This window comes from Caulobacter sp. P4_E5 (assembly GCF_056401555.1).
In genome coordinates this window covers 52402-78719 of the sequence record NZ_JBFUJD010000007.1, presented here as the reverse complement: position 1 = coordinate 78719, position 26318 = coordinate 52402, and the positions used below count along the sequence as shown (strand labels likewise).

Sequence of the window (26318 nt, the reverse complement as noted above, 5' to 3'; positions counted from 1 at the left end):
CCCCTCGACAGCGTAGGACCCTAGTCGATGACCGTGATTCCTTCACCACCCCAACGCGCGTCGGCCGCGACGGTCGATCCCGAGGACTATCGCGGCAACAAGCTGTTCCGGCACATGACGCGCGACGAGGTGGCGGCCCTGGCGCCGCAGGTCGAGAACCTGCGCTACGGCAAGGGCGAGATGATCCTGCAGCGCCACGACCTGGACGGCGGAATCTACCTGCTGCTGGAGGGCGCCTTGCTGGCCAACCAGTACGCGCGGTCGGGGCGCGAGGTCGGCTATCGGCGCATTCTGCCCGGCGGCTATTTCGGCGAGATCGCGGCGATCGACGGCCTCCCCCGCTCGGTCAACATCGTCGCCTTGGAGGATGCGCGGCTCGTGCGCCTGCCCCAGCGCCTGGTGATGCGTCTGTTCGAGGAATCACCGCGCTTCATGCGGGCGCTGCTCGAGGACATGGCCGCCCTGACCCGCGCCCTGACCGACCGCCTGTTCGAACTGACCGCCGTCTCGGTGGCCTGCCGCGTGGACATCGAGCTGCTGCGCATGGCCACGGCGGCGGGCGGCCACGGCGAGGAGGCGGTCATCCATCCCTGCCCCACCCACGCCGAGCTGGCGGTGCTGGTCGGCAGCCAGCGCGAGCCGGTGACCCGCGAGCTGAACCGCCTGGCCGGCCTGAACATCATCCGCCAGAGCGGCCGCACCCTGAAGATCCTCGACATGGCCGCCCTGGCCGACGAGGTCGAGCGCATCGGCGGCGAGCTCTAGGCTCTAGTTGGCGAGAGCCTTTTCGCCCGTGATCCGCAGCCGGGCGGCAACACCCGAGGCGGCGGTCAGGCCAGGCCGCGACACCGGCTGGCCGCCGCCGATCCACAGCTGGGCCTCGCCGGGCTGGACAGAGCGGCGCCCGGCGGCGTCGACAGTGGCGAAGGCGTCCGGGTCCAGGTCGAAGGTGACGGTCTTCGTCTCGCCCTTGCGCAGCGACACCCGCTGGAAGCCCTTCAGCGCCCGGATCGGCGCGCCGGCCGCGCCGGGCCGCGAGACATAGAGCTGGACCACCTCGTCGCCGTCGCGGCCGCCGGTGTTGGCGACGGGCACGGCGACCTTGACCCGCTCCCCGGCGGTGACAGCGCCCTTCAGCACGGGCTTGCCGTACGAGAAGCGCGTGTAGGACAGGCCGTGGCCGAACGGGTAGAGAGCCTCGCCGCCGAAATAGCGATAGGTGCGGCCGGCCATGCCGTAGTCCTTGAAGGCCGGCAGCTGGTCGGCCGTGCGATAGACCGTGATCGGCAGGCGGCCCGAGGGACTGAAGTCGCCGGCCAGCAGGCCCGCGATCGCGGTCCCGCCCTCGCCGCCCGGATACCAGGCCTCGACCACCGCCGGCAGGGTCTTGTCGGCCCAGTTGGCGCTAATCGCCCCGCCGTTCATCAGTATAAGGACGACTGGCTTGCCCAGGCCGTGCAGGCGCTCCAACAGCTGCTCCTGCGGGGCGGGCAGGTCGAGGCTGGTGCGGTCGCCGCCGGCGAAGCCCGGGGCGTGGACCGACATCTCCTCGCCCTCGACCCGGGCGGTCAGACCGCCGGCGAAGATCACCAACTCGGCGTCCTTGGCGGCGGCTAGGGCGGCGTCGCTGTCGTCGGCCGGCTGGCTCCAGGTCAGCCCCTGGGTCCCGCGCTCGCTGTCCTGGCGGGCCTCGACGGTGATGGCGTAGGTCTTGCCCGCCTGAAGGTCGATGGTCTGGGCCGTGGACGGGTCGACCGCCGCGTTCCAGAAGTCGGCGATCACCTTGCCGTCGACCCGGATCCGCCAGCCGCCATCGCCGGTGAGCGAGAACCCGTGCGCGCCGGTCTGGCCGGGCGTGACGAAGCCGCTCCAGCGGATCGAGCTATGGCGTTCCGTTCGCGTGGGCCAGCCCCAGCGGAACTTGATGTTGGCGTCGACCCGCGTCTCCACCGGCGCGCCGGCGAGGTCCAGATTACCGAACTCCTCGACCTTCAGGCCCTTGGCCGCGCAGGTCGCGTCCTGGCAGAAGATAGCGTCCGGGGTCGGGCTGCTGGCCGGACCGACGACGCCCGTCCCCGGGACATGGATCACCTTGGCGTCCGGAAAGCGCGCGCGGATCCCGGCCAGCACCGTCACCGGCTTGGACGGCGTGCCGTTGTAGTTGCCGACCAGGGCGTCGACGCTGTCGGCGTTGGGGCCGATCACCGCGATGGTCCTCGGCGCGGCCTTCAGCGGCAGCAGACCGTCGTTCTTCAGCAGCACCAGCGACGACCGGGCCGCGCGCAGGGCGACGGCGTGGTGAGCCGGCGTGTCGTTGTCGGCGGCGGTGATCTTGCCCCACGGCCCGCGCGTCGGCGGATCCATCAGGCCCAGGCGGTAGCGGACCTCGAACAGCCGGCGCATGGCGACGTCGACCTCGGCCTCGCTGACCAGGCCCGTCCGCACCGCCTCGACGATGGCCGGCGCCTCGACGCCCTTGGGACCGCCGAAGTCGCAGGCCAGGTCGGTGCCGGCTTTCAGAGTGGCGGCGAAGGCCTCGGCGGCGGTCTTGCGATAGGCGTGCGAAGTCGGCAGGTAGACATCCGCGACCGCGGCGCAGTCCGAGACCACATGGCCCGAAAAGCCCCAGTCGCGACGCAGGCGATCGGTCAGCAGGGCCGGATTGGCGCAGGCGGGCAGGCCGTCCACGGCATTGTACGCGCACATCACCGCCTGGGCGTGGGCCCGCGTGATCAGCGCCTTGAAGGCCGGCAGATAGGTGTCTTCCAGGTCGTGCGCCGACGGATGGATGTCGTCGCGATGGCGGTCGGCCTCGGGCCCGCTGTGGACGGCGAAGTGCTTGGCCGTGGCCGCGGTCTTCAGGTGGTCCAGGTCAGGTCCCTGCAACCCCTTCACGAAGGCCACGCCCATCTCGGCGGTGAGGACGGGGTCCTCGCCATAGGTCTCCTGGCCCCGGCCCCAGCGCGGGTCGCGGAAGATGTTGATGTTCGGCGACCAGACCGTCAGGCCTCGGTACTGGACGGTCGAGCCGTCGGGGGCGACCTTCTCGACGTACTTGGCGCGAAACTCGGTGCTGATGACGTTGGCGGCCTCGCCCATCAGCTGGGTGTCGAAGGTGGCGGCCAGGCCGATCGCCTGCGGGAAGACGGTGGCTTCGCCAGCCCGGGCCACGCCGTGCAGACCCTCGTTCCACCAGTTGTAGGCAGGCACGGCCAGGCGCGGGATGGCGGGCGCGGCGTGGCGCAACTGGCCGGCCTTTTCCTCCAGGGTCATCCGCGCGACGAGGTCGGCGGCGCGCTGAGCGGCGGGCAGGGTCGGGTCGGAATAGGGCGTGTCGGCGGCGTGGGCCGCTCCCGCCAGCGAACCCAAGATCAGCGAGGCCGAAACCAGCCAGTGGCCGTGCTGTCGCATGGCGAATCCTCCCTTATCCCGGGCCGTTCCAGCCCTCGCGCCCGGCTCGCCGCCGGTGTCACGCGGCCAGAGATAGACACGCGAAATCGGGACTGGGAAGAGAAAAGTTACCGGTCACATTCGTGCCGGCGACGGCCCTTGCCAGCCCATCTATCCATGACGAACGGCGGGTCGCGATCCGCACGAAAAACCGGGCGTACATTCCCGAAACTTACGGGCGACTACGCGAGATTCCGGGCGCGGCGGGACGGCAACAATCGGCCACGGCGCGGCCAAGCGTCCCGGGCGGGCTACATGCTGACCGTGCCCGTCGAGAACCTGCCGGCGGAATAGCCCCCCCCTACTGCGGTCCGCCGGGACCTTGGAAGTCGAAGCCCGGATCCTTGCGGTTCTTGCCGACCCCGAACGTCCAGGCCAGGCTGACGCGAAGCCAACGGGCGTCGAAGTCGCGGACCACCACGCTGTTCAGCGTCGGGGTCTTGATCACCTGCTTGTCGCGATAGAGGTCGAGCGCGTCCTGGACCGTCACCACCAGCGACAGACTGTCGTTGATCTTGCGACGATAGCCCAGGTCGATCGCGGCGAACGGCATGCCGTAGCCTTGCGGCGTCAGGCGCTTGCCGGCCATGAAGCCGTTCAGCTGCAGCAGATCCTTCGACGTCACCTGCCAGCTGAGCCCCGCGCGCCCCTGGGCGGTGACGGCCGAGCGCTTGCCCGGGAAGCCGAGGTTCGAACCGTCCATCTCGACCCAGAAGAAGTTGCTGCTGACATTGTAGGTCAGTTTCGGCGTCAGCTTGCCGTTCAGCACCAGCTCCAGCCCGCCGTTGCGGGTCTGGGCGGCATTGGCCTTGGTGGTGACGAACACCCCGCCGCCGATGTCGGAGACGATGTCGGTCACGACCTTTTCGTTCTCGCGATAGTACAGGGTGGCCAGGGCCATGGTCGGGGCCTTGCGATACTGCCAGCCCAGCTCGAACGAGTGGGTATGCTGCGGCTTCAGCGCCGGATTGCCGACCCGGTAGTTCAGCGGATCCAGGAAGAACGGCACCGGGTTGAGGTCGAACGGGCCAGGGCGCTGCAGGCGCTGGCTATAGCTGGCGGTCAGCTTCTGGCGGTCGTTCAGCGGGTAGGACAGGTGCAGGCTGGGCATCAGCCGGGCGGTGTCGTTGTCGGTCTTATGGCCCAGCGCGGTCAGATCAAGCTTCGACTGCTCGTAACGCAGGCCCGCCAGCACCGTCAGCTCGCCGACCGGGCGCTCGTAGGTGACATAGGCCTGGTTCAGTTGCTGCTCGTAGAAGAACTGGCTGGTCAGGGTCGGATCGGCCGTCAGCCCGGCCAGCGAAGGGCCCCTGAGCCCCTCGTTGTCGTAACCGTTATCGTCGAATTGCAGGTCGAAGCCGAGCTTCAGGGTCTGGCCCGCGCCCATGGGCCGGACATAGTCGCCCTTCAGGTCGGTCTGGCGGGTGTCGTAACCCAGGCGCTGCTGGTCGAACACGCTGGTCGCGGCCGGCAGCGAGCCTACCGTGTGACCGGTGCGCGTGCGGTTGTCGTCGACGACGTCGTAGCTGATCTTCAGCGTCAGTTCGTGGCCGTCGCCGTCGAACTTCCGGCGCAGATTGCCGCTGATCGCGCCGTTGTCGCGCCGCTGGCGGATGGTCAGGTCCCGCTGATAGGCCTGGACCAGCCCGCCGCTGGCGTCCTTGCGCGTCGTGGCGCCCAGATTGTCGAGCGCGAAATCGACGCGGCTGACCCGGGCCTCGCCGCCGATGCGCAGCTTGTCGGTCACGTCGTAGTCGACGGAGCCCTGGCTGCTCAGATTCTCCATGTCCAGCTGGGTCCGGGTCTTGACCTCGCTGTCGATGGCGGCCTGCTGGCGACGCTCGTATTCGGTCTGGCTGGCCGGGTCGCGGCGGTAGTTGACGTCGCCGGACGCCGACAGCTTGCCGCTGTTGTAACCGACATTGGTGCTGATCGCGCCACGGCCGGAATCCCCGCCAGTCAGGCGCAGCGAGCTGGTGCGGCCCGCGCCCTTGGCCTTCTTGGTGATCAGGTTGATGACCCCGCCCGTCCCGTCGGCGCGGAACTCGGCCGAGGGGTTGGTGATCACCTCCACCCTGTCGATCCGCTCGGCCGCCATCGACTGCAGCGCCTGGCCGCGGCTGTCGCCCTGGAACTGGCCCGAGGGCTTGCCGTCGATCAGGATGGTCACCGACGGATCGCCCCGCAGGCTGACATTGCCCTGCACGTCGACCTCCACCGAGGGCAGGTTGCGCAGGGCGTCGGCGATCGAGCCGGACTGGGCCGAGAGATCGCCCGAAACGCTGTAGCTGCGGCGATCGATCGAGGTGCGCACCGCCGGCGCGTCGGCGGTCACCGTGACCGCGCTGACGCCCGTCGAGGCTTCGGCCGGCTTTTGCGGCGCGGCCTGAGGTGCGGGCGTGGCGGTGGAGGCGGCTTGGGCGGCGGCGAGCACGACCCCGACGAGACCGATATGCACTTTGACTTTCCCCTCGGGTCGCTGGCGTCAGCGACGGAATGAGCTATCATACAGCTGTATTCTCACATAGAATACAAATGTAGTTTCTGTAATGCGGAGAGGGCGCGTGCGAATTTCGGGCGCCGAGAGCCAGATCATGGAGGCGCTGTGGCGGCGCGGCCCTCTGACGCCGGACGGCGTCGTCGCCGAGGTCGGCGAGGCGCACGGCTGGGCGCCGGGCACGGTCAAGACGCTGATCACCCGCTTGCTGAAGAAGGGCGCGATTTCCGGCGCCCGCGAGGCTGGCGGCTATCTCTACCGGCCGCTGATCTCCCGCGATGATTATGTGCAAGCCGAGAGCCAGGGCCTGGTCGACCGCCTTTTCGGTGGCGAAGTCGCGCCCCTGGTCGCACATTTCGCGCAGCATCGGGCGCTGACGGCCAAGGACGTCCAGCTTCTGAAGGACCTGATCGCGGACATCGAGGACGATGACTGAGGCGCTGGAAACCCTGCTGCGCGTCAACCTGGCCCTGGCGGCCGCGATCGCCGTGGTCATGGCCGCGCGCGTGCCGGTCCGACGCCTGTTCGGCGCGCGGGTCGCCTACGCTCTGTGGATCCTGCCGCCGTTGGCCGCGCTGGCCATGCTGGTTCCGGCGCGGGTGGTCACGGTGACCGCGCCGACGCTGCCCGCCCTGGCCCAGCCGGCCAGCGGCGCGCCCTCGACGCAAGCCGCCGCCATGGCCGCCGCGTCGTTCGATCCCGGACCCTTGCTGGCGGGCCTGTGGCTTGTCGGCGTGGCCGCGAGCCTGGCATGGCTGATCTGGCGTCAGGTCCAGTTCGCCCGCGCCGTGCGCGCCGGACAGGCGGGACCGGCCGTGGTTGGGGTGCTGCGCCCGCGCATGGTGACGCCCACTGATTTCGCCGAACGCTACACCCCGCGTGAACGCGAGGTGGTGCTGGCCCACGAACGCACCCACCTCGAGCGCGGCGATCCGCCGGTCAATGCGGCCGTCGCCCTGATGACCTGCGTGAACTGGTTCAATCCGGCCTGCCACGTGATGGCGCGTTGGCTGCGGATCGACCAGGAGCTGGCCTGCGACGCCCGCGTCATCGCCGCCCATCCCAAGGCCCGCAAGGCCTATGCCGAGGCCATGCTGAAGACCCAGCTGGCCGCCCGGCCCTTGCCGCTGGGCTGCCACTGGTCCAGCCACCCGCTGGCCCAGCGCGTGCGGCTGCTGTCGCGTCCTTCGCCCAGCCGCGCCCGCCGTCTGGTCGGCGTCGGCCTGACCCTCGTGCTGGGCCAGGCCGGGGCCATCGGCGTCTGGGCGGCGCGTCCAGCCGAGTTCGTGCTGGTTTCAGAGGCGCCCTCCGCCCCGGAGGCGCGGCCCGCGATCGTCTCGGCGTCGCCTCGGGCGACCGAGGCTCCGCCGTCGCTGCGCCAGCCGACCAAGCCTGCCCCGCCGACCGCCAAGGTCGCCGAGACACCGGTGGTCGCCGCCACCCCCGAACCTGCGCTGGCCCAGGCCGAGATTCAGGCCGCGCCGACGCCGGCGACCGCGCCCCCGCCGTTCGCCGACCTTCGCAGCCCTCGGATCATCCGCGCGATCGCCGACCGATCCCTCGTCGAGCCCGGCTCGGCGGTGCGGGTGATCGCCAGCGGCCTGGCCCCCGACGGCGCGCCGCTTTGGGCCGACTTCACCGCCTTCGGCTCGCAGCGCCTCTATCGCAAGGGCGCCTACGCCCGCAGAGGCAGCCGCTATTCGCTGTTCACCAGCGTCGTCCAGGAGGGCCAGCGCCTGCGGGTCACGGTCAGCCTGGGCAAGGCCTTCCGCCCGGAGCTGACCGGCTCGATCGACCTGGCGCCCAACGAGACCGGGATCCTGCGCTTGCCGACCGGCCAGGCCATGGTCGTCACCGCTCTGGTGCGGGCCGAGACGCCGGAGGAGATCGAGGAAGGCCAGCGCCTGTCGGAATACGCCGAGAACGCCGTCGGAATGGGGCTGAAGCTTTAGACGGCGCCTGTCGCCCCCGCGCATCGACTCTTCCGCGTGCGTCGCAAGTGAGTGTCACAATTGCCGTCTAGGCAGGAACCGCCTTCGGGCGATGTCCAGCCAGCGGAAGACGGATGAGCGGCGCCGACAGGGAAAGAACACGGTGGTTCCTGCGGAATATCCTGCCGCACGAGTCCGCGCTGAGGGGTTGGCTGTCGCGCCGCCCGCTGCCGGGCGTCGACGCCGACGACGTGATCCAGGAAGCCTATTCGATCCTGGCCGAGCTGGAGACGGTGGAGAGCATCCGCTATCCGCGCGCCTATCTGTTCCAGGTCGCCCGCTCGGTCATCACCCGCCACGTCCGCCGCGCCCGCATCGTGCCGATCCATACGGTCGACGACCTGGAGCGGCTCGAACACAGCGACGACGCGCCCTCGCCCGAGCAGCACACGATCGACCGGGACGAACTGCGCCAGCTGGCCCGCGCGATCGCGGCCATGCCGGTCAAGACGCGCGAGGCCTTCATCCTTCGCCGCGTCAAGGACTTGCCGCAGCGCGAGATCGCGGCGCGGATGCGAATTTCCGAGAATACGGTCGAGACCCACATCTCCCGAGGCGTCCTGTTCTTGATTGATTGGTTCGGCCGTGGCGGAAACAAGCGGTCCCAAACCTCTAAGACCCTGGAAGCGGAGATTGCCGGGATAGATGGCCGAGCGAGACACCAGTCGAGACATTGATCAGGCGGCGTCCGGCTGGACGGCGCGGCTGGATCGTGGGCCGCTGACCCCGAACGAAGACGACGCGTTCCAGGCCTGGCTGCGGGCGGATCCCCGCAGCCGCGGCGCCCTCCTGCGCGCCCAGGCGCTGTCGATGATGAGCGAGTCCGCCCAAGCTCTGGGGGACGGCTTCGATCCGGTCGCGTTCCAGGACGCCCGGCGCCCAAGGTTCGCGGGCCTGTCTCGCCGCCAAGCCCTGACCTGGACCGGAAGCGCGGCGGCGGCGGCTTCTCTCGTGGCCCTGGGCGTCGCCCTGCCCGCGGCTGGCGCCGTCGTCAGCACCCGGCGCGGCGAGATCCGCCTCGTGCCGCTGAAGGACGGCTCGACCGTGCTGCTGAACACCGAAAGCCGCGTCCGGGTGAAATACGACGACGGCCAGCGCTGCGTCACCCTGCTCGAGGGCGAGGCCTATTTCTCGGTGGCCCGCGACGAGCGGCGGCCCTTCGTCGTCGAGGTCGATGGCCGTCGCCTGCGCACGGCCCAGGCGGCGTTCCGGGTCCGCAAGCTGGACGCCGATCCCGTGGACGTGCTGGTCAACGAGGGTCAGGTCGATCTCGCGGTGGGGGGGCGGACAACCGCTCCCTTGGCGCTGAAGGCCAATACGCGGCTGATCCTGTCCGATGCGGTCGGCGGGGCTGTCGAGCATCCCCAATTGATCGCGCCCGAAGCGGTGACCCGCGAACTGGCCTGGCGCGAAGGCAAACTGGCCTTCGAGGGCGAAACCCTGAAGCAGGCGGCGGAAACCTTCGCGCGCTACAGCGACACGCGGATCCAGATCCGCGACCCCGACCTGGCGCGCGAACCGGTCACCGGCCTGTTCGCCGCCAACGACCCGGTCGGCTTCGGCCGCGCCATCGCCCACGTGTTCGACGCCAAGCTGGCCCAGGACGGCGACGCCATCGTCCTGACCCGCCGCGCCTCGGCGGAATAAGAAGTTTTTGTTACCGCTAGCGGAAGCCTCCGGCTGACGGCTCTCAACCGCGAACGTCGCGACCAACGCGACGATTGGGGGCTGTCAGCCAATGCGTTCTCGTTACTCCATCCTCTCCTGCGGGGCAGCCGTGGTCGCGCTCGCGATCGCCGCGCCGGTCCACGCGCAGGAGCGCGTCTTCGACATTCCCGCCCAGGCCGCGGTGCGCGCCATTCCCGAGCTGGCCCGCCAAGGCCAGGTGCAGATCGTGGCTCCGGCGCGCAATCTCGACGGGATCCGGACGCCAGCCGTCAAGGGCCGCATGGATGTCCGCACGGCGCTGCGCCTGCTGATCGCCGGCACGCCGCTGCGGATCGACTCCGACGACGGACAGATCATCACCCTGCGCTCGTCGACGGCGGGCGCCGCTCGCCCCCAGGCTAGCGCGGGCGCCGGCGTCATTCGCGGTCGCATCTTCAACACCGCCACGAACGAGTACGTGCGCAACGCCGAGGTCCGGGTCGAAGGCGCGCCGAGCGTCGCCTATTCCGAAGACGGCGGTGATTTCCGCCTGACGAACGTTCCGGCCGGCGACATCACCGTCGTGGTCAAGTACGCCGGCCTGCAGGAATCCAAACAGGTCGTCACCGTCACGCCGAACCAGACGGCGACGGTGGAGTTCGCGCTTCAGCCCTACGCCGCCACGAGCGAGGGCGTCGAGGCGGTGACGATCACCGCCAAGCGTGACGGCCAAGCCAGCGCGATCATGGAGCGCCGCGCCTCGACCAACGCCAAGAACGTCGTCGCCGCCGACAACTTCGGCGCCCTGACCATGGGCGACGTGGGCGAGTTCATGAAGAACATGCCGGGCATCTCGCTCGACTATACCGAGGTGGACGCCACCGCCGTGCGCATCGGCGGCCTGGATCCGAAGTACTCGACCTTCACCACCGACGGCGCGCGCATGGCCACGGCCACGTCGAACAACAACAACGGCCGCCAGAACTCGTTCGAGCAGATGTCGATCACCGGCGTCGACTCGATCGAGCTGAACAACACCCTGCAGGCCAGCATGGACGCCGACTCGCCCGGCGGCGCCATCAACCTGCGCAGCAAGTACGCCTTCCAGCGCAACAAGCGACTGCTGCGCTTCCAGCTGGGCGCCGTGGGCACCTCGGACTCCGGCCTGTCGAAGGCCTATTTCCCGGACGACAAGAAGCACGCGCGGATCTTCCCGTCGGCGCAGATCGGCTATGCCGACGTGTTCCTGGACGGCCGCCTGGGGATCGCGTTCAACGCCAGCTACAACGCCAACTACGTCCAGCAGGACCGCATCCAGACCGACTGGTCCTACCTCGCCAGCGGCCGGGTCATTCCCTATCAGGTGATGTGGCGTCCGGGCCCGAAGCTGACCAGCCGCAAGGCCGCCAATCTCAGCGTCGACTACAAGCTGACCGACCAGTGGGCCGTGTCGCTGCGCAGCACCTATTCGTTCTACGACGTCGAGTACTTCAACCAGTACACCTACCTGATCTTCGGCACGACGACGGCGTCACAGACGACGGCGGACTCCAACTCGACCCACATCGCGGTCAATCCGAACGGCACCAACACCCGCCTGCACACCCAGTACTCGCACCGCTACGCCGGCACCCCGTCGGTGCTGATCGCGCCGAAGCTGGAGTACCGCGGCGACACCCTGGAGGCCGTGCTGCGCGGCAGCTATTCCAGCTCGGAATTCCATTTCCGCGACAACAACAAGGGCTTCTTTCAGCGCACGGACAATTACCTGACCCGCATCGGCTTCACGCTGGATCGCGCGTCGGAGGATTCGAACGCCTGGACCTTGCAACAGACCGCCGGCCGCTCGTGGAGCGACCCGACCAGCTTCAATCGCGACGACGACATCGGCAACAACATCCGCACGTCGGAGTCCAACGCCGGCAACCAGATGTACGGCGTCAACCTGGACCTGAAGAAGAAGCTCGACCTCGGGCCCGTCCAGCTCAAGGTGCTGGCGGGCGCCACCTATCGGACCAACGTCTGGAAGACCAACGAGGGCTCGTTCCAGCAGTTCCAGTACGTCGGCCCCACGGGCGACCTGACCCAGAAGGCGCCGGAGGCGGTCATCCCCTGGACCCGCAACTACGACTTCCGGATCCACGGCTTCGACGCCGGCAACATGAACGAGCAGGACTGGCGCGCCGACAGCAACTACGCCGTCTACGACATCTACAAGGCCCATCCCGAGTACTTCGTGCCCGACACCGTCGGCAATCTGAAGCGCAAGCTGGACAACAACAAGAAGGTCGGCGAGACGGTCAACGCCGCCTATTTCGAGGTCCAACCGCGTGTCGGCCGCGCCCAGTTCGACCTGGGCCTGCGCTACGAGAAGACCGAGACCGACGCCCGCGTCGCCGACATCCGTCCGGCCAAGGAGGTCACCGCCGCCGGCCTGTCAGTCAGCACGGTTCCCGGCCTGCTCTACCAGTACCGCAACGGGACCTACGTCACCCGTCACGGCGAGTATGACGACTGGTTCCTGAGCGGCGGGGCCAAGTACGACTTCAGCAAGAAGCTGGTCGGCCAGCTGGCCTTCAGCCAGTCGATCCTGCGGCCCGACTACGGCAATCTCGGCGGCGTCGTCGCGGTCGACGACAACACCCTGTTCGTCACGGTGCCCAACCCGCTGCTCAAACCCGAGCACTCGACCAAGTACTACGCCGGCCTGCAGTACTACCTGGAGCCGTCGGGCGTCATCGGCATCTCGGCCTATCAGCTGGACGTCAAGGACATGCAGGTCACCGGCATGACGGTGAACCCCGAGGACGTCGGCTACAACCCGGGCGACTACGCCGGCTACACCTTCCGCAGCGCCCAGAACCTGCCGGGAACCAGCACCAACAAGGGCGTGACGCTGGAGTACGACCAGCAGCTGACCTTCCTGCCGGGCGCGTTGCGGGGCCTGGGCCTGCGCGGCTCGATCACCAAGATCGATCCCGACGGCGAGCGCGTGAACCTGCCCAAGACCGCGGCCAACTGGGGCCTGCGCTACAGCTACGGCAAGTTCGACGTCCAGCTGACCGGCAACGCCCAGGGTAAGTACCGCACCAGCGCGCTCAACAACACGCCGACCACGCCCAACAACGGCATCCTCTACCACGCCGCCCGCGAGCTCTGGAACGTCAGCGCCAGCTACAAGATCAACCGACAGTTCGAGGTGATGCTGGCCGGTCGCAACATCTTCAACGCGCCCGACGTCATCTATTCGAACGTCCGCAGCCGGGTGCAGCAGTACAGCATCTACGGCTCGATGTGGAACGTCGGGATCAAGGGCTCCTTCTAAGCTTCCTCTGAACTTCACCTCCCGCGGCCGTCCGGTCGCGGGAGTTTTTCTTTGTTCTCATCTTCCTTTGTTGGGGGACCGTCATGGTTCTGACGATTGATCGACGCAGTCTGGTTCTGGGCGGCGGGCTGGGGCTGGGCGCCCTGCTACTGCCTGCCGGGCGCGGCCTGGCCGCCGAGCTGCTCGGCGCGACGGGCTTCACCCACAATGTGGCCAGCGGCGAGCCCGGTCCGGACTCCATGCTGCTGTGGACGCGCTACGTTCCCGCCGCCGGCGACGATATCCTGAACCTGCGGGCCGAGGTGGCGCTGGACCCGGCGTTCACCAAACTGGTGGCCGGCGGCGACGTCCGCACCGGCGCCTATCGCGACTGGACCGCCAAGGTAACCGTCGACGGCCTGAAGCCAGGCACGGTCTACTGGTATCGCTTCGTCGCCCCGGACGGGACCAAGTCTCCGGTCGGCCGCACCAAGACCCTGCCCGTGGGCCCCGTCAGCCGCTTCGGCCTGGCGGTGTTCTCGTGCTCGAACCTGCCCCAGGGCTTCTTCAACGCCTATGCCCACGCGGCGGCGCGGACCGACCTGGACCTGTGGCTGCACACCGGCGACTACATCTACGAATATGGCCTCGCCTCGACCCGCGAGGCCGACTGGGCGCCGGGCCGCAAGGAACAGCTGCTGCCGGCGACCGAGATCCTGGCCATCGCCGACTACCGCCTGCGCTACGCCAGCTACCGCGCCGACCCCGACCTGCAACGCCTGCACCAGATGGCCCCGATGGTGGCCCTGTGGGACGACCACGAGTCGGCCAACGACAGCTGGGAGGGCGGCGCCCAGAACCACCAGCCGGCCACGGAGGGCGACTGGACCGTCCGCCGCGCCGCGGCCATGCAGGCCTATCGCGAGTGGATGCCGGTCTCCGAAGAGCCGTGGAAGGCCTATCCGATCGGGACCCTGGCCACGCTCTACCGCACGGAGTCGCGGCTGCTGGCCCGCACCCGGCCGGCCGACATCGGCGCCAGCTTCAAGGCCGCCGATCCCGACGCCGCCCTCAAGGCGTTCCGCGACGGCGTCTGGCGCGATCCCGCCGCCACCATGCTGGGCGCGACCCAGGAGGGCTGGCTGGCGCACGCGATGAAGGCCAATGCCGGGGCCTGGCAGCTGGTCGGCATGGGCACGATCATCGGCCGCACCGTGATGCCCAAGGACGCCGCCGACTGGCTGCGCCCCGAGACCTCCGACAAGAAGGCCGCCGGCTACCGCAACAATATCCGCGCCGCCCAGGCGGGCCTGCCGATGTGGATGGACCGCTGGGACGGCTATCCCGCCGCTCGCGCCCGCCTGCTGACCTCGGCCCAGGCCGCCGACGCCGACCTCGTCATGCTGTCGGGCGACAGCCACAACGCCTGGGCCTATGGCCTGGTCGAGGACGGCCGTCCCGCCGGCGTCGAGTTCGCCGGCCACGCCGTCACCTCGAACGGCATGGAAGGCGACATGGGGGCCGATCCGAAGCTGGTCGCCCAAGGCTTCATGGCCGCCAATCCCGAGCTGAAATGGGCCGACACCAGCCAGCGCGGCTACATGATGGTCGATGTCACGCCCCAGCGCGTCACCGGCGAGTGGCTGTTCCTGCGGACGGTGAAGGCCCGCGACGTCACGCTGGCGGGAACGCACCGGATGCAGGTCGAACGCGGACGGAGGGTTTTCGCGGCGTAAGCCGCGGCATGGGCGGGGCCTCGCTCAGGCGATCGCGCGGGTGATCGCGGTGAGCAGGCTGGCGCCCGCCAGCGGCTTGCCGACGACGCCGTCGAACAGGCCCGAGCTTTCGATTTGATCGACATCGGCTGAGAAGGCGAGGATGGGAATGGCGGCGTTGGGCCCGTTCTCGGTGCGAATACGCCGGGCCGCGCCTGCGCCGTCGAGGCCCGGCATCCGAAGATCCATGAGGATGAGGTCGAACGGCGCGCGGCTGGCGGCGGCCACCGCGCCGAGGCCGTCGACCGCCTCGCTGAGCTCGACGTCGAACGGCGTCAGCATGGCTCGCACGAGTTCGCGGTTCGTCCGGTTGTCGTCGGCCACCAGGATCCGGCAACCGGCCGGCAGGAGGATCTCGTCCTGCTCCGACGCCACGGACGCGACGGCGTCCACGATGGGCGCGGGAATCGCGAACCAGAAACAGGCCCCCTCGCCCTCCCCGCCGCGCACGCCGATGTCGCCGCCCATGGCGTCGGCCAGACCCTTGCAGATGGCCAGGCCCAGGCCGGTGCCGCCGTGCTTGCGCGTCGAGGAGGCGTCGACCTGGGAAAATCTCCGGAACAGGCAATCGACCCGGTCGTCGGGGACGCCTGGACCGGTGTCGGTCACCGTGAAGGTCATTCGTTCGCCGAGCGGTTCGAAGGCGACATCGAGGCGGACGCCGCCCGTCGTCGTGAACTTCACCGCGTTGCCGATCAGGTTGAGCAGGATCTGGCGAACCCGATCGGGGTCGGCGCGAACCGTCCGGGGCAGGGCTTCCAGGTCGCTTACCGTCAGCGCAAGGCCTTTGGCCGCGGCCTGGGCCGCGAACAGGTCCAGGGTCTCGGCGGCCATCTGGGCCGGCGACATCGGTCGGGCTTCGATCTCGACCTGTCCGGCCTCGAGCTTGGAAAAGTCGAGGATGTCGTTGATCGTCGACAGCAGGGCCTGGCCGGCATTGGACGCGCGGCGGAGATAGCCGCGCGTGGTGTCCGACAATTCCGGTTGCTCTTCGGCCAGGCGCGAGAAACCCAGCACGGCGGTCAGCGGCGTGCGCAATTCATGGCTCATATTGGCCAGGAACTCCGACTTGACCGCCGCGGCCGTCTCGGCCTCGGCCCGGGCCGCGCGCAGTTCCGCCTCCAGAGCCCGTCGCGCGGAGGTGTCGCGCACCACGTCGGTGATGCCGGTGATCGCGCCCGTCTGGGGATCGAAGGCCAGGGTCGGACGCCCCTCCAGCCACAGCACACGACCATCCTTGTGCCGGGTGCGGAACTCCACGGGCGTGACCGGCGCGGCGCCGCGTGACTTGAACTGAGCCGCGACCGCGGTCCTGACCCCGGCCGCGTCAGCGGGATCGATCCAACTGAAGATATCGCTGCCCACGACCTCCTCGGGCGCGAAGCCCGTCGCGGGAAGCACCGACGGCGAGATGTAGGTGACCCGCCCCTCGACGTCGCTGTGCATGATCAGGTCGCTGGCGTTCTCCGCCAGGAGCCGATAGCGGGCCTCGCTCTGGGACAGCGCGATCCGGGACTGACGCTGCTCGGTGATGTCCCGCATCGTGCCGACGACAGCCACGACCTTACCGTCGGCGTTCTTTTCGACCGCGCTGGCGCCGGTGATATAGCGCACCTGCCCGTCCGCCCGAACGATCCGGGAGACCRCTTCCTCAATAGGCTCGCCCGTGGCCAGCGCAGTCGCCAGGCGCCGGCGGCCGGCGGCCTGGTCCTCGGGGTGGGACATGGACATCAAGGCGCTGAAATCCAGCGGCAGCGCCGGATCCAGGCCGTAGATCTGGTACATCTGCTCGGACCAGGTCACCAAGGTTGTCTCGGCCTCGAAACGCCAGTGCCCAACCCTCGCCATGCGTTCGGCCATGGCGGCCCTCTGGGCCTGCTCGCGCGCTTCGTCCCGAGCGGCGATCGTGGCGTCCTCCAGCAGCTTGCGCTCGGTCGCGTCGCGGATCACCGCCACGATCTCGAAGGGCGCTCCCTGGCCGTCGCGCACCAAGCGGAAGCTGGTCTCCACCCAGACCGTCCGCCCGTCCTTGTGCACCGCCCGGTGCTGCAGGGTCTTCTGGTCAAGACCTCGCGACAGCTGGTCGAAGGTCGCCAGGACCAGAGGGTGATCGGCCTCGTGGACGAAGGCCTGGGCCAGTTGGCCGGTCATTTCCTCGGGCTGATAGCCCAGGATCCGCTCGATGGCGGGCGAGATGTAGTTGCTGCCGCCGTCGAGACGGATGCGCGTGATCACATCGCCCATATTGTCGGCGAGCAGCCTGTAGCGCCGCTCGCTGCGCCTGGCCGCGTCCAGGGCCCGCGCCTGTTCGGTGATGTCCTGAAACACGCCGAACACCGCAACGACCTCGCCCTGCTCGTCGAGTTCGCACAGGCCTTTCGACACCACGTCGCGCGTTTCGCCGTCAGGGCGATGGATGCGGAGTTGGAATTCGAACGCGCCCCTGGCGGCGATCGCCCGGCGGACGCTATCGACGACCCCGGCCTGGTCCTCGGGATGATAGAGGGCCAGCGAGTTTTCACGGTCGGGAACGAAGTCCTCGCGCCTGACGCCATGGATTCCATAGACCATGTCCGACCAGCTCACGACGCCGGTGGCGACGTCGATGCGCCAATAGCCAACGCCCGACACGCTCTCGGTGAGTTCCAGCAGGCGACGCCGCTCGCCGGCCAGGCGGTGGGCGCGGGCCAGCTCCAGCTCGTCGACGACGATCTTGGCCAGCATTTTCAAACGCTCGAGCTTGGCGGGCGCCGGACGTCGACGGGCGCGGGTGTCGAGGACGCACAGCGTGCCGAGGGTACGGCCGTCGCGGGTCGTCAGCACGGCGCCGGCGTAGAAGCCGATCTTGGCGTCGCCGGTGACCAGGGGGTCAGTGGCGAACCGAGGATCCGCCGCCGCGTCCGTGACGATCATCAGCGCGTCGGGCCCCATTCGCAGGGCCTCGGCGCTGAAGGTCCAGACCTGGGGCGGGTCTTCCGGCGTGGGCTTCGGGTCGGACAGGGCGGAAATACGTTCGACCTCGGTCAGCGACACCAGGGCGAGCGGAGTCTTGAACAGGTCGGCGGCCAAGGCGGTGACGAGATCGAACCGTTCCTCGGCCGGCCTCCTCAAGGCCTTGAGTATTCGAAGCGCTTCAAGTCGTCGCGCTCCCGCTCCCTTCATGGCCAGACGTTCCCCTTTTCACCGTTGTCGCACGCGAGCTTCACCGCAGAGGTTAACCTTGGGCGCGACAATCGGGCGCAGGCGGGAGGCGCCGCGACGGGGCCCGGGGACGGGCGCGGCCCCTTGACCGTAGCGGCGCACGGCGACCTATGGTCGCATAGGCGCTTCGGGCGACCGAACGTGTCGCCTACCGGGACGACGGGACTCTGGAACAATCGGCGATCGGACGACCCGAGCGCCATGGACATCGGTTGACGGAGTAGTCGTGTTCGACCTGGAAAAGTTGCAGCCCATTCTCAATACCGCGATCGATGCGGTCGTTGTGATGGACGCGCGCGGCCTGGTCGCCGACTGGAGTCCCCGCGCCCGGACGATGTTCGGCTGGGCGCGGCACGAGGTCGTCGGACGGCCTCTGGCCGAAGTCATCGTGCCGCTGCATCTCCGCGAGGACCACAGGAAGGGCCTCGAGCGCTTCGTGGCGACGAAGACCAGCGGGGTGCTGGGCAAGATCCTGGAGCTGAGCGCCCTGCGCAGCGATGGCGAGGAATTCCCGGTCGAGCTGTCGATCACCACCTGGGGCGAGGGCGACGACCCGCTTTTCCTGGGGTTCATCCGCGATATTTCCGATCGCCGCGACGCGATCGCCCGGCTCGCCGCCAGCGAGGCGCGGTTCCGCGCGGCGGTGGCCGCGGTCGAGGGCGTGCTGTGGACCAACAACGCGGACGGCGAGATGGTCGGCGAACAGCCGGGCTGGGCGAAGCTGACGGGGCAATCACCCGCGGAGTATCAGGGATTTGGCTGGGCCCAGGCGATCCATCCCGACGACGCCCAACCCACGATCCAGGCCTGGCTGGCCGCGGTGGCCGAGCGCCGCCCGTTTCTGTTCGAGCACCGTGTGCGCCGTCACGACGGAACCTGGCGGACCTTCCAGATCCGCGCCGTCCCGACCCTGGACGCGGACGGCTCGGTGCGGGAATGGGTCGGGATCCATACGGACATCACCGAGCAGAAGCTCGCCGAAGGGCGGTTGCGCGAGAGCGAGGCGCGTTTCCGGGTCATGGCGGACGCGGCGCCGTCCCCCGTCTGGATGACCAGCGCGCAAGGCGGCATCGAGTTCGTCAACGAAGCCTTCGTCGAGTTCGCGGGCCGCGACCGAGAGCAGCTGCTTGGCGACGTCTGGATCGACCTGATCCACCACGAAGACATTCCCGGCGTGCTCGCCCGCCGCCTGCAGGCGCGCGCCAAGCTCGAATCCTACAGCTTCGAAGCCCGCTTTCGATCCGGCCTCGGAAGCTACAAGTGGATGCTGGCCAACGCCCGGCCCAGCTTCGATGAGACCGGCCGTTTCATCGGCTATCTGGGCATGGCCATGGACCTGACCGCGATCAAGGAGGCTCAGATTCATCAGCGCCTGCTGATCAACGAGCTCAACCACCGGGTCAAGAACACCTTGACGGCGATCCAGTCCATTGTCCGGCAAACGCTCAAGCCGGGTGAAACGCCGCCCCACGTCCGCGAGCAACTGTTCGAGCGGCTGATGGCGATGTCGGCCGCCCATGACGTCCTGACCCGCGAGAATTGGACGAGCGCCGCCGTCGAGGAAGTCGTGCGCCAGGCCGTGCGCCCCTTCATCGACAACAACGATCTGGCCCGGATCACCATGGACGGACCCTCGCTCAGGGTGGGCCCCAGCGCGGCCCTGGCCCTGGCCTTGGCCCTGCACGAACTGGGCACGAACGCCGTGAAATACGGTTCGCTTTCGGTCCCGACAGGCGTCGTGCGGATCGACTGGTCGCTAACCAGTCCCGATAGCGCCGAGCTGACCTGGCGGGAGACGGGCGGGCCGCGGGTGGAAATCCCCGCGCGGAGGGGCTTCGGGGCGCGGCTGCTGAGCGGCGGCTTGACGTCCGACCTGGGCGGGCGGCCGGAATTGATCTTCGCGCCGGCCGGCGTCGAGGCGCGCCTGCCGCTCAGGATCGACAGCGCGGGAAGCCAGGACGGGTGATGGCCCCCTCGCGCCGAGCGCGCGAACCCCGGCGATAGACCGGCGCGAAAAAAATGTAGCGCGCTGTCGGAAGTGGTCGATCCGGCCCGTCCTTGGGCAGGCAACGGAGGAGAAAGCCGTGAGAGACCTGATCCTGAAAATGAGCATGTCGGTCGACGGCTTCGTGAGCGACCTGGAGGGCCGGAACACGTGGATGTTCGGCGCCGATCAGGAGGCGAAGGCCTGGAGCGTGGACTACATATCGAACGCCAGCCTGCACATCATGGGCAGCCGCAGCTTCCAGGCCATGTCCGGCTACTGGCCGACCTCCACCGACGCATTCGCGCCGCCGATGAACCAGATCCCCAAGGCCGTCTTCTCACGACAGGGTTCCGCGATTCTGGAGACCGCCGGCGCCGGAAGCGGGCAGGCCGGCGAGCCGCAACCCGGCGCGGACAGTTGGGCGAAGGCCTATGTGGCGAGCGGTGACCTTGCGGAGGAAATCGCGGCGCTGAAGGCCCAAGACGGCAAGCCGATCATCGCCCACGGCGGCGCCGGCTTCGCCCGCAGTCTCGTCGCCCAAGGCCTGATCGACCAGTTCGCCCTGCTCGTGGCGCCCATGGCGCTGGGCAAGGGCCTGCCGCTGTTCTCCGACCTCGCCGCGCCGGCGCCGCTCAAACTGGTCAGCTCGAAGGCCTTTCCGGGCGGCGCCGTGGCGCAGATTTACCGACCGGCGTGACGCCGCGCCATCCGGCGCTGTCATTCTTTGTCACAAACGCGATGCAGAGCCGAAAGGCGGCCTCGCCACTCTCGAACTGTTGAAGGGCGCTCCGCGATGGAGCGGCCCTGTTCGGGAGAACGAGGATGAGCAAAACCCGCAGCCGCCTGCCGACGCCGACCCTCGTCGCGATCCTGGCGGTCGCCGCGGCCGGCTCCGCCAGCGCCGAGGCGGTGCGCCTGCCGGCCAAGCAGGCGGCCCTGAGCGCCGACCATTTCCACGCCCACGCCCGGGTGATCGACGATCCGCTCGACATCGAGACGGTGGTCAGCACCGAGCGCGGGTTCCAGACCGGCAAGGGCCTGTTCCGCTCGCCGACCAACGACAATCACCTGCGGGCGGTGGTCGACAAGCGCTCGGGCGCGACCCGCTTCGAGGTGCGCCAGACCCTGACCTATCCGGGGCCCGTGCGCGGCTACGGCGAAGTATCCTACCAGAGCGCCCAGTGGCCGGTCGCCGCGCCGCTGACCCGGATCAAGGACAACGCTGGCCACTGCTTCCTGTTCGAGGCGCCGGAAGTCTGCCGCGAGGAAGTCGCCTTCGACGTCTCGGAAAGCGAACTGCGCCGCGCCGCCGCCGCGCCGGCCGCCTGGGGCTTCAAGTTCAAGTCCGACACCGGCCACGAGCACCGCGCCGCCATCACCCCCGCCGAGATCGCCGGCCTGCTGAAGGCCGTCGACACCTACCGCCGCGACCTGCCCGCCCTTCAGGCCCAGGCCGACACCGTCACCGGCGGCTGAACCACCCGCACCGTTTCCCCGGAGTTGTTTCCCATATGCATGTTCTCGCGTCCCTCGGCCTCGCCGCCGCTTGCCTGATCGCCTCCCCCGCCCTCGCCGGCCCGGCGGGCGCCGGCCTGACCTTCACCGAAGAAGTCGCCAAGAAGAACCTCCAGAAGCGAGCCGCCGGCGTCCAGGCGAACCCGTGCGTCGCGCCCAAACCCGTCGCCAAAACCGAGTCAGCGCCCACGCCGAAAGACGGCGCCGGCCCGCCGGAAGCCTGCCGCGCCAGCTAGCGCCCCCAGACGGTCGCCGAAGCCCCTTGATCAGCGGCGACCCGCCCTCGCGCGCCCCCTACCGGCACAAGACGCGCGAGGGCCCAATCTTTCGGCGGCCGGCTGAAATCGCGCGCCGCGGCCTTGTCCACGGCGCCGCCGCGCCTAAGTAGCCCGGGCATATGGATTATTCAGGTCACGGACTGATCGCTCCGCCGCGTGAGTTGGCGGCGGTGCCGCTCGCCCCCACCGTCCTCGTCGTCGAGGACGATCCGGCGCTGCGCACCCTGCTGATGCGGCTGCTACGCGAGGAGGGCTTTCAGCCGCTCAGCGCCGGCCACGGCGCCGAGATGGCCCGGGTGCTCGAGACCAATACGGTCGACCTCATCTTGCTGGATCTCATGCTGCCCGGCAGCAACGGCTTCGACCTGTGCCGCGCCATCCGCCGCGACAGCGACGTGCCGATCGTCATGCTCAGCGCCCGCGACGACGAGACCGACCGCCTGATCGGGCTGGAGCTCGGCGCCGACGACTATATCGGCAAGCCCTTCAGCAAGAAGGAGCTGATCGCCCGCATCCGCGCCATCCTGCGCCGCACCCAGAACGGTTCGCAGTCCAACCAGCCGCGCGGCCATCAGCAGATGACCTTCGCCGGCTGGAGCCTGGATCCCGGCCGGCGCGAGCTGCTGTCTCCCGACGGCGCCTTCGTCGAGCTGTCGGGCGCCGAGTTCGACCTGCTGCTGGCCTTCGTCAGCGCGCCCCAGCGGGTGATCGGCCGCGAGCGGCTGCTGGAGATGTCGCGCGCGCGCTTCTCGGACGCCTCGGACCGCAGCATCGACGTGCTGGTCAGCCGCCTGCGCCGCAAGCTGGCCGTCACGGGCCAGGCGGAGGCGCTGCTGCGCACCGTGCGCGGCGTCGGCTACATCTTCACGGCCGCCGTGGAGCGGCGATGAAGCCCTGGCGGCTCTGGCCGCAGCGGCTGGTCAGCCAGGTCACCCTGGTCCTGATGCTGGCCGTGGCCCTGGAGTTCATCGGCAGCTCGATCCTGTTCGAGAACAGCCGCCTCTATCCCAATCGCGACAACCAGGTCCGGCGCGCCGCCGAACAGCTGGTCACCGCCGAGATGATCCTGGAGGCCGCGCCGGCGCACGAGCGCGCCGCCCAGGCGGCGGTGATCTCGAACCGGACCACCGAACTCTCGTGGTCGGCCCTGCCCAGCCTTGTCGATCCCGAGCGCTCGGCCGAGCGCGAGCTGAAAACCCGCTTTCGCGACGCCGAGCCCAGCCTGCGCGGCCGCGACCTGCGCCTTTACGCGGAGACCGACCGCGCCCTGCCGCGCGACACCCACCTGAAGGCGGCGCTTAGGCTCCGCGACGGCTCGTGGCTGACCCTGAAGACCAAGATCCGCGCCGCGCCGTGGGCCGTGCTGCTGAGCAGCGTCGGCTCGGCCTTCATCCTGGGCCTGGGCGTCATCGCCGCCGCCGCCCTGGTGTTGCGCAATCTCAGCCGTCCCTTGCGGGCCCTGGCCGAAGCCGCGGACAAGGTTGGCAAGGGCGCCCACGTCCGCATCGCCGAGAGCGGCGCCCGCGACCTGAAGCTGCTGGCCGAGGCGTTCAACGCCATGCAGGATCGCATCGCCAGCCTGCTGCGGGCCCGCACCGAGGCCCTGGCGGCCGTGGGCCACGACCTGCGCACGCCCCTGGCGCGCCTGCGCCTGCGGGCCGGCTTCGTGACGGACGCCGGCGCTCGCGAGGCGCTGGAGGCCGACGTCGACGAGATGACCGCGATGCTGGACTCGCTGCTGGCCTATCTGGGCGGACAGGAGGATCCGGAACCGCCGCGCCGCACGGATCTGGCGGCCATCGCCATGACCGTGGTCGACGACGCCGCCGACGCCGAGCGCCCGGCGACCTATGCGGGGCTCGACCACCTGCCCGTCCAGGCGCGGCCCGTCTCGCTGAAGCGGGCGATCAGCAATGTGGTCGAGAACGCGCTCCACTATGGCGGCGTGGCCGCCCTGAGCCTGACCCGCGAGGGCGACACCGCCGTGGTGGCGGTCGAGGACAATGGGCCCGGCATACCAGAGGCGGACCTGGCCGAAGTGTTGCTACCCTTCCATCGCCTGGACAGCGCTCGCGCCCGCAACACGGCGGGGCTGGGGCTGGGCCTGACCATCGTCCAGCAGATCCTGCGGCGCGAAGGCGGCGTCCTGGTGCTGAAGAACCGCCCCGAAGGCGGCCTGCGCGTCGAGCTGCGCCTGCCGGCGCTCTAACGCGACCCGGCCCACCAAGACATCCTTTGTCACAAAGCCGCTGCACCGCAGCAAAACCACGAAACGACCTTGGTCCTCGCGTCAGGCGGTTCTCGCCGTGGACGCCCGCCGCGGCGCTTGCATCCCCTTTTTCCTCGCGTCGCGGCGGCCAATCGACGGAGGTCCCTTGGAACAGTTTCTCGAACGCGCCGCGTTGTTTCGCGGCCAGGTCTTTCCCGCGCAGAGCGCTCTCTACGAACGCCTGGCCAGCCACGGCCAGAGCCCCAAGGCCCTGATGATCTCGTGCGCCGACTCCCGGGTCGTGCCCGAGCTGATCACCCAGGCCGTTCCCGGCGACCTGTTCGTCTGCCGCAACGCCGGCAACATCGTACCGCCGTTCTCGCAGGCCAATGGCGGCGTCTCGTCGGCGGTGGAATATGCCGTGATCGCCCTGGGCGTGCGCGACATCGTCGTCTGCGGCCATTCCGACTGCGGGGCCATGAAGGCCTTTTCGCATCCCGAGGCGCTGGAGAAGATGCCCAATGTCGCCGCCTGGCTGCGCCACGCCCATGCGGCCCACAGCGTGGTCTGCTCCTGCTACGGACACCTCGACGACCACGGCCGAACCCGCGCCCTCTCCCTGGAGAACGTGGTCGTCCAGATCAACCACCTGCGCACCCACCCGTCGGTGGCCTCGGCGATCGCCAAGGGCGAGCTGACCCTGCACGGCTGGTTCTTCGAGATCGAGACCGGCCAGATCCAAGCCTATAACGGCGACACCGGCCAGTTCGAGCAGGTCTACGAAGGCGCGCCCCTACCGGTCGCCCAGCGCCCGGCCCGCCGCATGGTCGCGGCCGATCATCTGGGCATCGCCGCCGAATGACCCAGTTCGCAACGTCCTCCCCCAAGGAATCCCCCTCTTCTAAAGAGTCCCTGGGTGGCAAGCTCGGACTCCAGACGATCCTGTCGCGGGACTTCACCGCCTCGATCGTCGTCTTCCTGGTGGCGATGCCGCTGTGCATGGGCATCGCCGTCGCCTCGGGCGTTCCGGCCGAGCGCGGCCTGGTCACCGGCATCATCGGCGGCCTCATCGTCGGCGCCCTGGCCGGTTCGCCGTTGCAGGTCAGCGGTCCCGCCGCCGGCCTGGCCGTCATCGTCTTCGAGATCGTCTCCAAGCACGGCCTTTCGATGCTGGGACCGATCCTGCTGCTGGCCGGCCTGATCCAGCTGCTGGCCGGCGCGGCCCGGCTGGGCCAGTGGTTTCGGGCCATCTCGCCGGCCGTCGTGCACGGCATGCTGGCCGGCATCGGCGTCCTGATCGTCGCGGGCCAGTTCCACGTGCTGTTCGCCGACAAGCCCAAGGCCCACGGCCTGGAAAACCTGGCCGCCATCCCGGCCGCCCTGGGCGGCGTCTCGTTCTCCAGCCTCGGCGCGGTCGAGGCCGCCCTGACCGTAGGCCTGGTCACCATCGGCTCGATCGTGGTCTGGGAGAAGTTCCGCCCCGCCAAGCTGAAACTGGTCCCCGGCGCCCTGCTGGGCGTGCTGGCCGGCGCCCTGGTCGCCGCGGGCTTCGGCCTGGACGTCCAGAAGATCGCCGTGCCCGAGTCGATCGCCGCCGCCATCGCCATCCCCGGCGCGGGCGACTTCGCCAAGCTGGCCGATCCAATGCTGCTGGTGACCGCCCTGGCCGTCGCCTTCATCGCTTCGGCCGAGACCCTGCTGTCAGCGGCCGCCGTCGACCGCATGCACGATGGTCCCCGCACCAAGTACGACAAGGAGCTGTTCGCCCAGGGCGTCGGCAACATGCTGTGCGGCGCGGTCGGGGCCTTGCCGATGACTGGCGTGATCGTGCGCAGCTCGGCCAACGTCCAGGCCGGGGCCGTCTCGCGCCTGTCGACCATCCTGCACGGAACCTGGATCCTGGCGTTCGTGGCCCTGCTGCCCTGGCTGCTGCGCCAGGTTCCCAGCGCGGCCCTGGCCGGGGTGCTGGTCGTCACGGGCTGGAAGCTGGTCAGCCTGGATCACGTCCGCCACCTGTTCGCCCGTTACGGCCTGCTGCCGGCGCTGATCTGGGGCGCCACCTTCGTGATGGTGGTGGCCACCGACCTCTTGACCGGCGTGCTGGTCGGCATGGGCCTGACCTTGCTGGAGCTGATCCCGAACCTGAAGAGGATGCGCCTGCGCGTCTGGCGGCACGACGTCGATCCCGACCAGAGCGAGATCCGCCTCGAAGGCGCGGCCACCTTCATCCAGCTGCCGAAGATCGCCAAGGTGCTCGACACGGCGCCGAACGGCGGCCTGGTGAAGCTGGACACGCGGGGCCTCACCAGCCTGGACCACACCGTCGCCGAAGCGCTCGGCGACTGGCTGAAGTCCAAAGCCAGGGCCGGCGTGAAGGTCGAGCTGCCCAGTCCTTGCGCGTTCGGCGACCGTCTCCGCGCCGCCGTCGCCCACTAGTCCCACCGCGGCCCGGGGACGTTTCGGT

18 protein-coding genes are annotated in these 26318 nt (G+C 69.3%); 15 read left to right on the top strand and 3 right to left on the bottom strand.

Annotation, left to right across the window (positions count from 1 at the left end; all coding sequences use genetic code 11):
• The first annotated feature begins 27 nt into the window (after positions 1–27).
• Positions 28–765, top strand: coding sequence for a Crp/Fnr family transcriptional regulator (locus AC1DSO_RS03905; RefSeq protein WP_477067597.1), 738 nt, complete (start codon positions 28–30; stop codon positions 763–765).
• A 3-nt stretch (positions 766–768) separates the two neighbouring features.
• Here AC1DSO_RS03905 and AC1DSO_RS03900 read toward each other — a convergent pair whose 3' ends face one another.
• Both AC1DSO_RS03900 and AC1DSO_RS03895 read right to left on the bottom strand, forming a co-directional pair.
• Complete coding sequence (locus tag AC1DSO_RS03900) at positions 769–3411, bottom strand: glycoside hydrolase family 3 C-terminal domain-containing protein (RefSeq protein ID WP_477067596.1); 2643 nt, start codon at positions 3409–3411, stop codon at positions 769–771.
• A gap of 340 nt (positions 3412–3751) precedes the next feature.
• A complete protein-coding gene (locus AC1DSO_RS03895; RefSeq protein ID WP_477067595.1) occupies positions 3752–5908 on the bottom strand; it encodes a TonB-dependent receptor domain-containing protein in 2157 nt (718 codons plus the stop codon).
• Between the two features lie 106 nt (positions 5909–6014).
• On the opposite strand from AC1DSO_RS03895, the gene AC1DSO_RS03890 reads away from it, so the two are divergent.
• From AC1DSO_RS03890 to AC1DSO_RS03865, 6 genes are all read left to right on the top strand, one after another.
• Positions 6015–6383 (top strand): BlaI/MecI/CopY family transcriptional regulator, encoded by a 369-nt coding sequence (locus tag AC1DSO_RS03890; RefSeq protein WP_477067594.1) that lies wholly within the window; start codon positions 6015–6017, stop codon positions 6381–6383.
• Entirely contained in the window at positions 6376–7899 is a 1524-nt protein-coding gene (locus AC1DSO_RS03885) for a M56 family metallopeptidase (RefSeq protein WP_477067593.1), read from the top strand. The genes AC1DSO_RS03890 and AC1DSO_RS03885 overlap by 8 nt, the downstream gene beginning before the upstream one ends.
• Positions 7900–8012: 113 nt before the next feature.
• Positions 8013–8615 carry an RNA polymerase sigma factor gene (locus AC1DSO_RS03880; RefSeq protein WP_477067592.1) on the top strand — a complete coding sequence of 201 codons (603 nt, stop codon included), beginning with the start codon at positions 8013–8015 and terminating at the stop codon, positions 8613–8615.
• Positions 8584–9585, top strand: a complete 1002-nt coding sequence (locus AC1DSO_RS03875) for a FecR family protein (RefSeq protein WP_477067591.1) — start codon at positions 8584–8586, stop codon at positions 9583–9585. The genes AC1DSO_RS03880 and AC1DSO_RS03875 overlap by 32 nt, the downstream gene beginning before the upstream one ends.
• A 130-nt stretch (positions 9586–9715) precedes the next feature.
• Positions 9716–12910 carry a carboxypeptidase regulatory-like domain-containing protein gene (locus tag AC1DSO_RS03870; RefSeq protein ID WP_477067590.1) on the top strand — a complete coding sequence of 1065 codons (3195 nt, stop codon included), beginning with the start codon at positions 9716–9718 and terminating at the stop codon, positions 12908–12910.
• An 83-nt stretch (positions 12911–12993) separates the two neighbouring features.
• Positions 12994–14625 carry an alkaline phosphatase D family protein gene (locus AC1DSO_RS03865; protein WP_477067589.1) on the top strand — a complete coding sequence of 544 codons (1632 nt, stop codon included), beginning with the start codon at positions 12994–12996 and terminating at the stop codon, positions 14623–14625.
• Between the two features lie 24 nt (positions 14626–14649).
• Here AC1DSO_RS03865 and AC1DSO_RS03860 read toward each other — a convergent pair whose 3' ends face one another.
• On the bottom strand, positions 14650–17775 hold the full coding sequence (locus AC1DSO_RS03860; RefSeq protein WP_477067588.1) for a PAS domain S-box protein: 3126 nt from the start codon (positions 17773–17775) through the stop codon (positions 14650–14652).
• 316 nt (positions 17776–18091) lie between these two features.
• On the opposite strand from AC1DSO_RS03860, the gene AC1DSO_RS03855 reads away from it, so the two are divergent.
• The 8 genes from AC1DSO_RS03855 (at position 18092) to AC1DSO_RS03820 (ending at position 26290) form a co-directional block, all read left to right on the top strand.
• Complete coding sequence (locus tag AC1DSO_RS03855; RefSeq protein ID WP_477067587.1) at positions 18092–19831, top strand: PAS domain S-box protein; 1740 nt, start codon at positions 18092–18094, stop codon at positions 19829–19831.
• A 139-nt stretch (positions 19832–19970) separates the two neighbouring features.
• Positions 19971–20549 (top strand): dihydrofolate reductase family protein, encoded by a 579-nt coding sequence (locus tag AC1DSO_RS03850; RefSeq protein WP_477067586.1) that lies wholly within the window; start codon positions 19971–19973, stop codon positions 20547–20549.
• 125 nt (positions 20550–20674) lie between these two features.
• Entirely contained in the window at positions 20675–21328 is a 654-nt protein-coding gene (locus AC1DSO_RS03845; RefSeq protein WP_477067585.1) for a hypothetical protein, read from the top strand.
• Positions 21329–21363: 35 nt separating this feature from the next.
• Positions 21364–21603: a hypothetical protein gene (locus AC1DSO_RS03840; protein WP_477067584.1), complete on the top strand. Its 240-nt coding sequence runs from the start codon at positions 21364–21366 to the stop codon at positions 21601–21603.
• A gap of 161 nt (positions 21604–21764) precedes the next feature.
• Positions 21765–22535, top strand: coding sequence for a response regulator (locus AC1DSO_RS03835; RefSeq protein ID WP_477067583.1), 771 nt, complete (start codon positions 21765–21767; stop codon positions 22533–22535).
• Positions 22532–23854, top strand: a complete 1323-nt coding sequence (locus tag AC1DSO_RS03830) for an ATP-binding protein (RefSeq protein ID WP_477067582.1) — start codon at positions 22532–22534, stop codon at positions 23852–23854. Before AC1DSO_RS03835 ends, AC1DSO_RS03830 begins: the two co-directional genes overlap by 4 nt.
• Before the next feature lie 166 nt (positions 23855–24020).
• Complete coding sequence (locus AC1DSO_RS03825; protein WP_477067581.1) at positions 24021–24716, top strand: carbonic anhydrase; 696 nt, start codon at positions 24021–24023, stop codon at positions 24714–24716.
• Positions 24713–26290 (top strand): SulP family inorganic anion transporter, encoded by a 1578-nt coding sequence (locus AC1DSO_RS03820; protein WP_477067580.1) that lies wholly within the window; start codon positions 24713–24715, stop codon positions 26288–26290. The genes AC1DSO_RS03825 and AC1DSO_RS03820 overlap by 4 nt, the downstream gene beginning before the upstream one ends.
• Positions 26291–26318 lie beyond the last annotated feature (28 nt).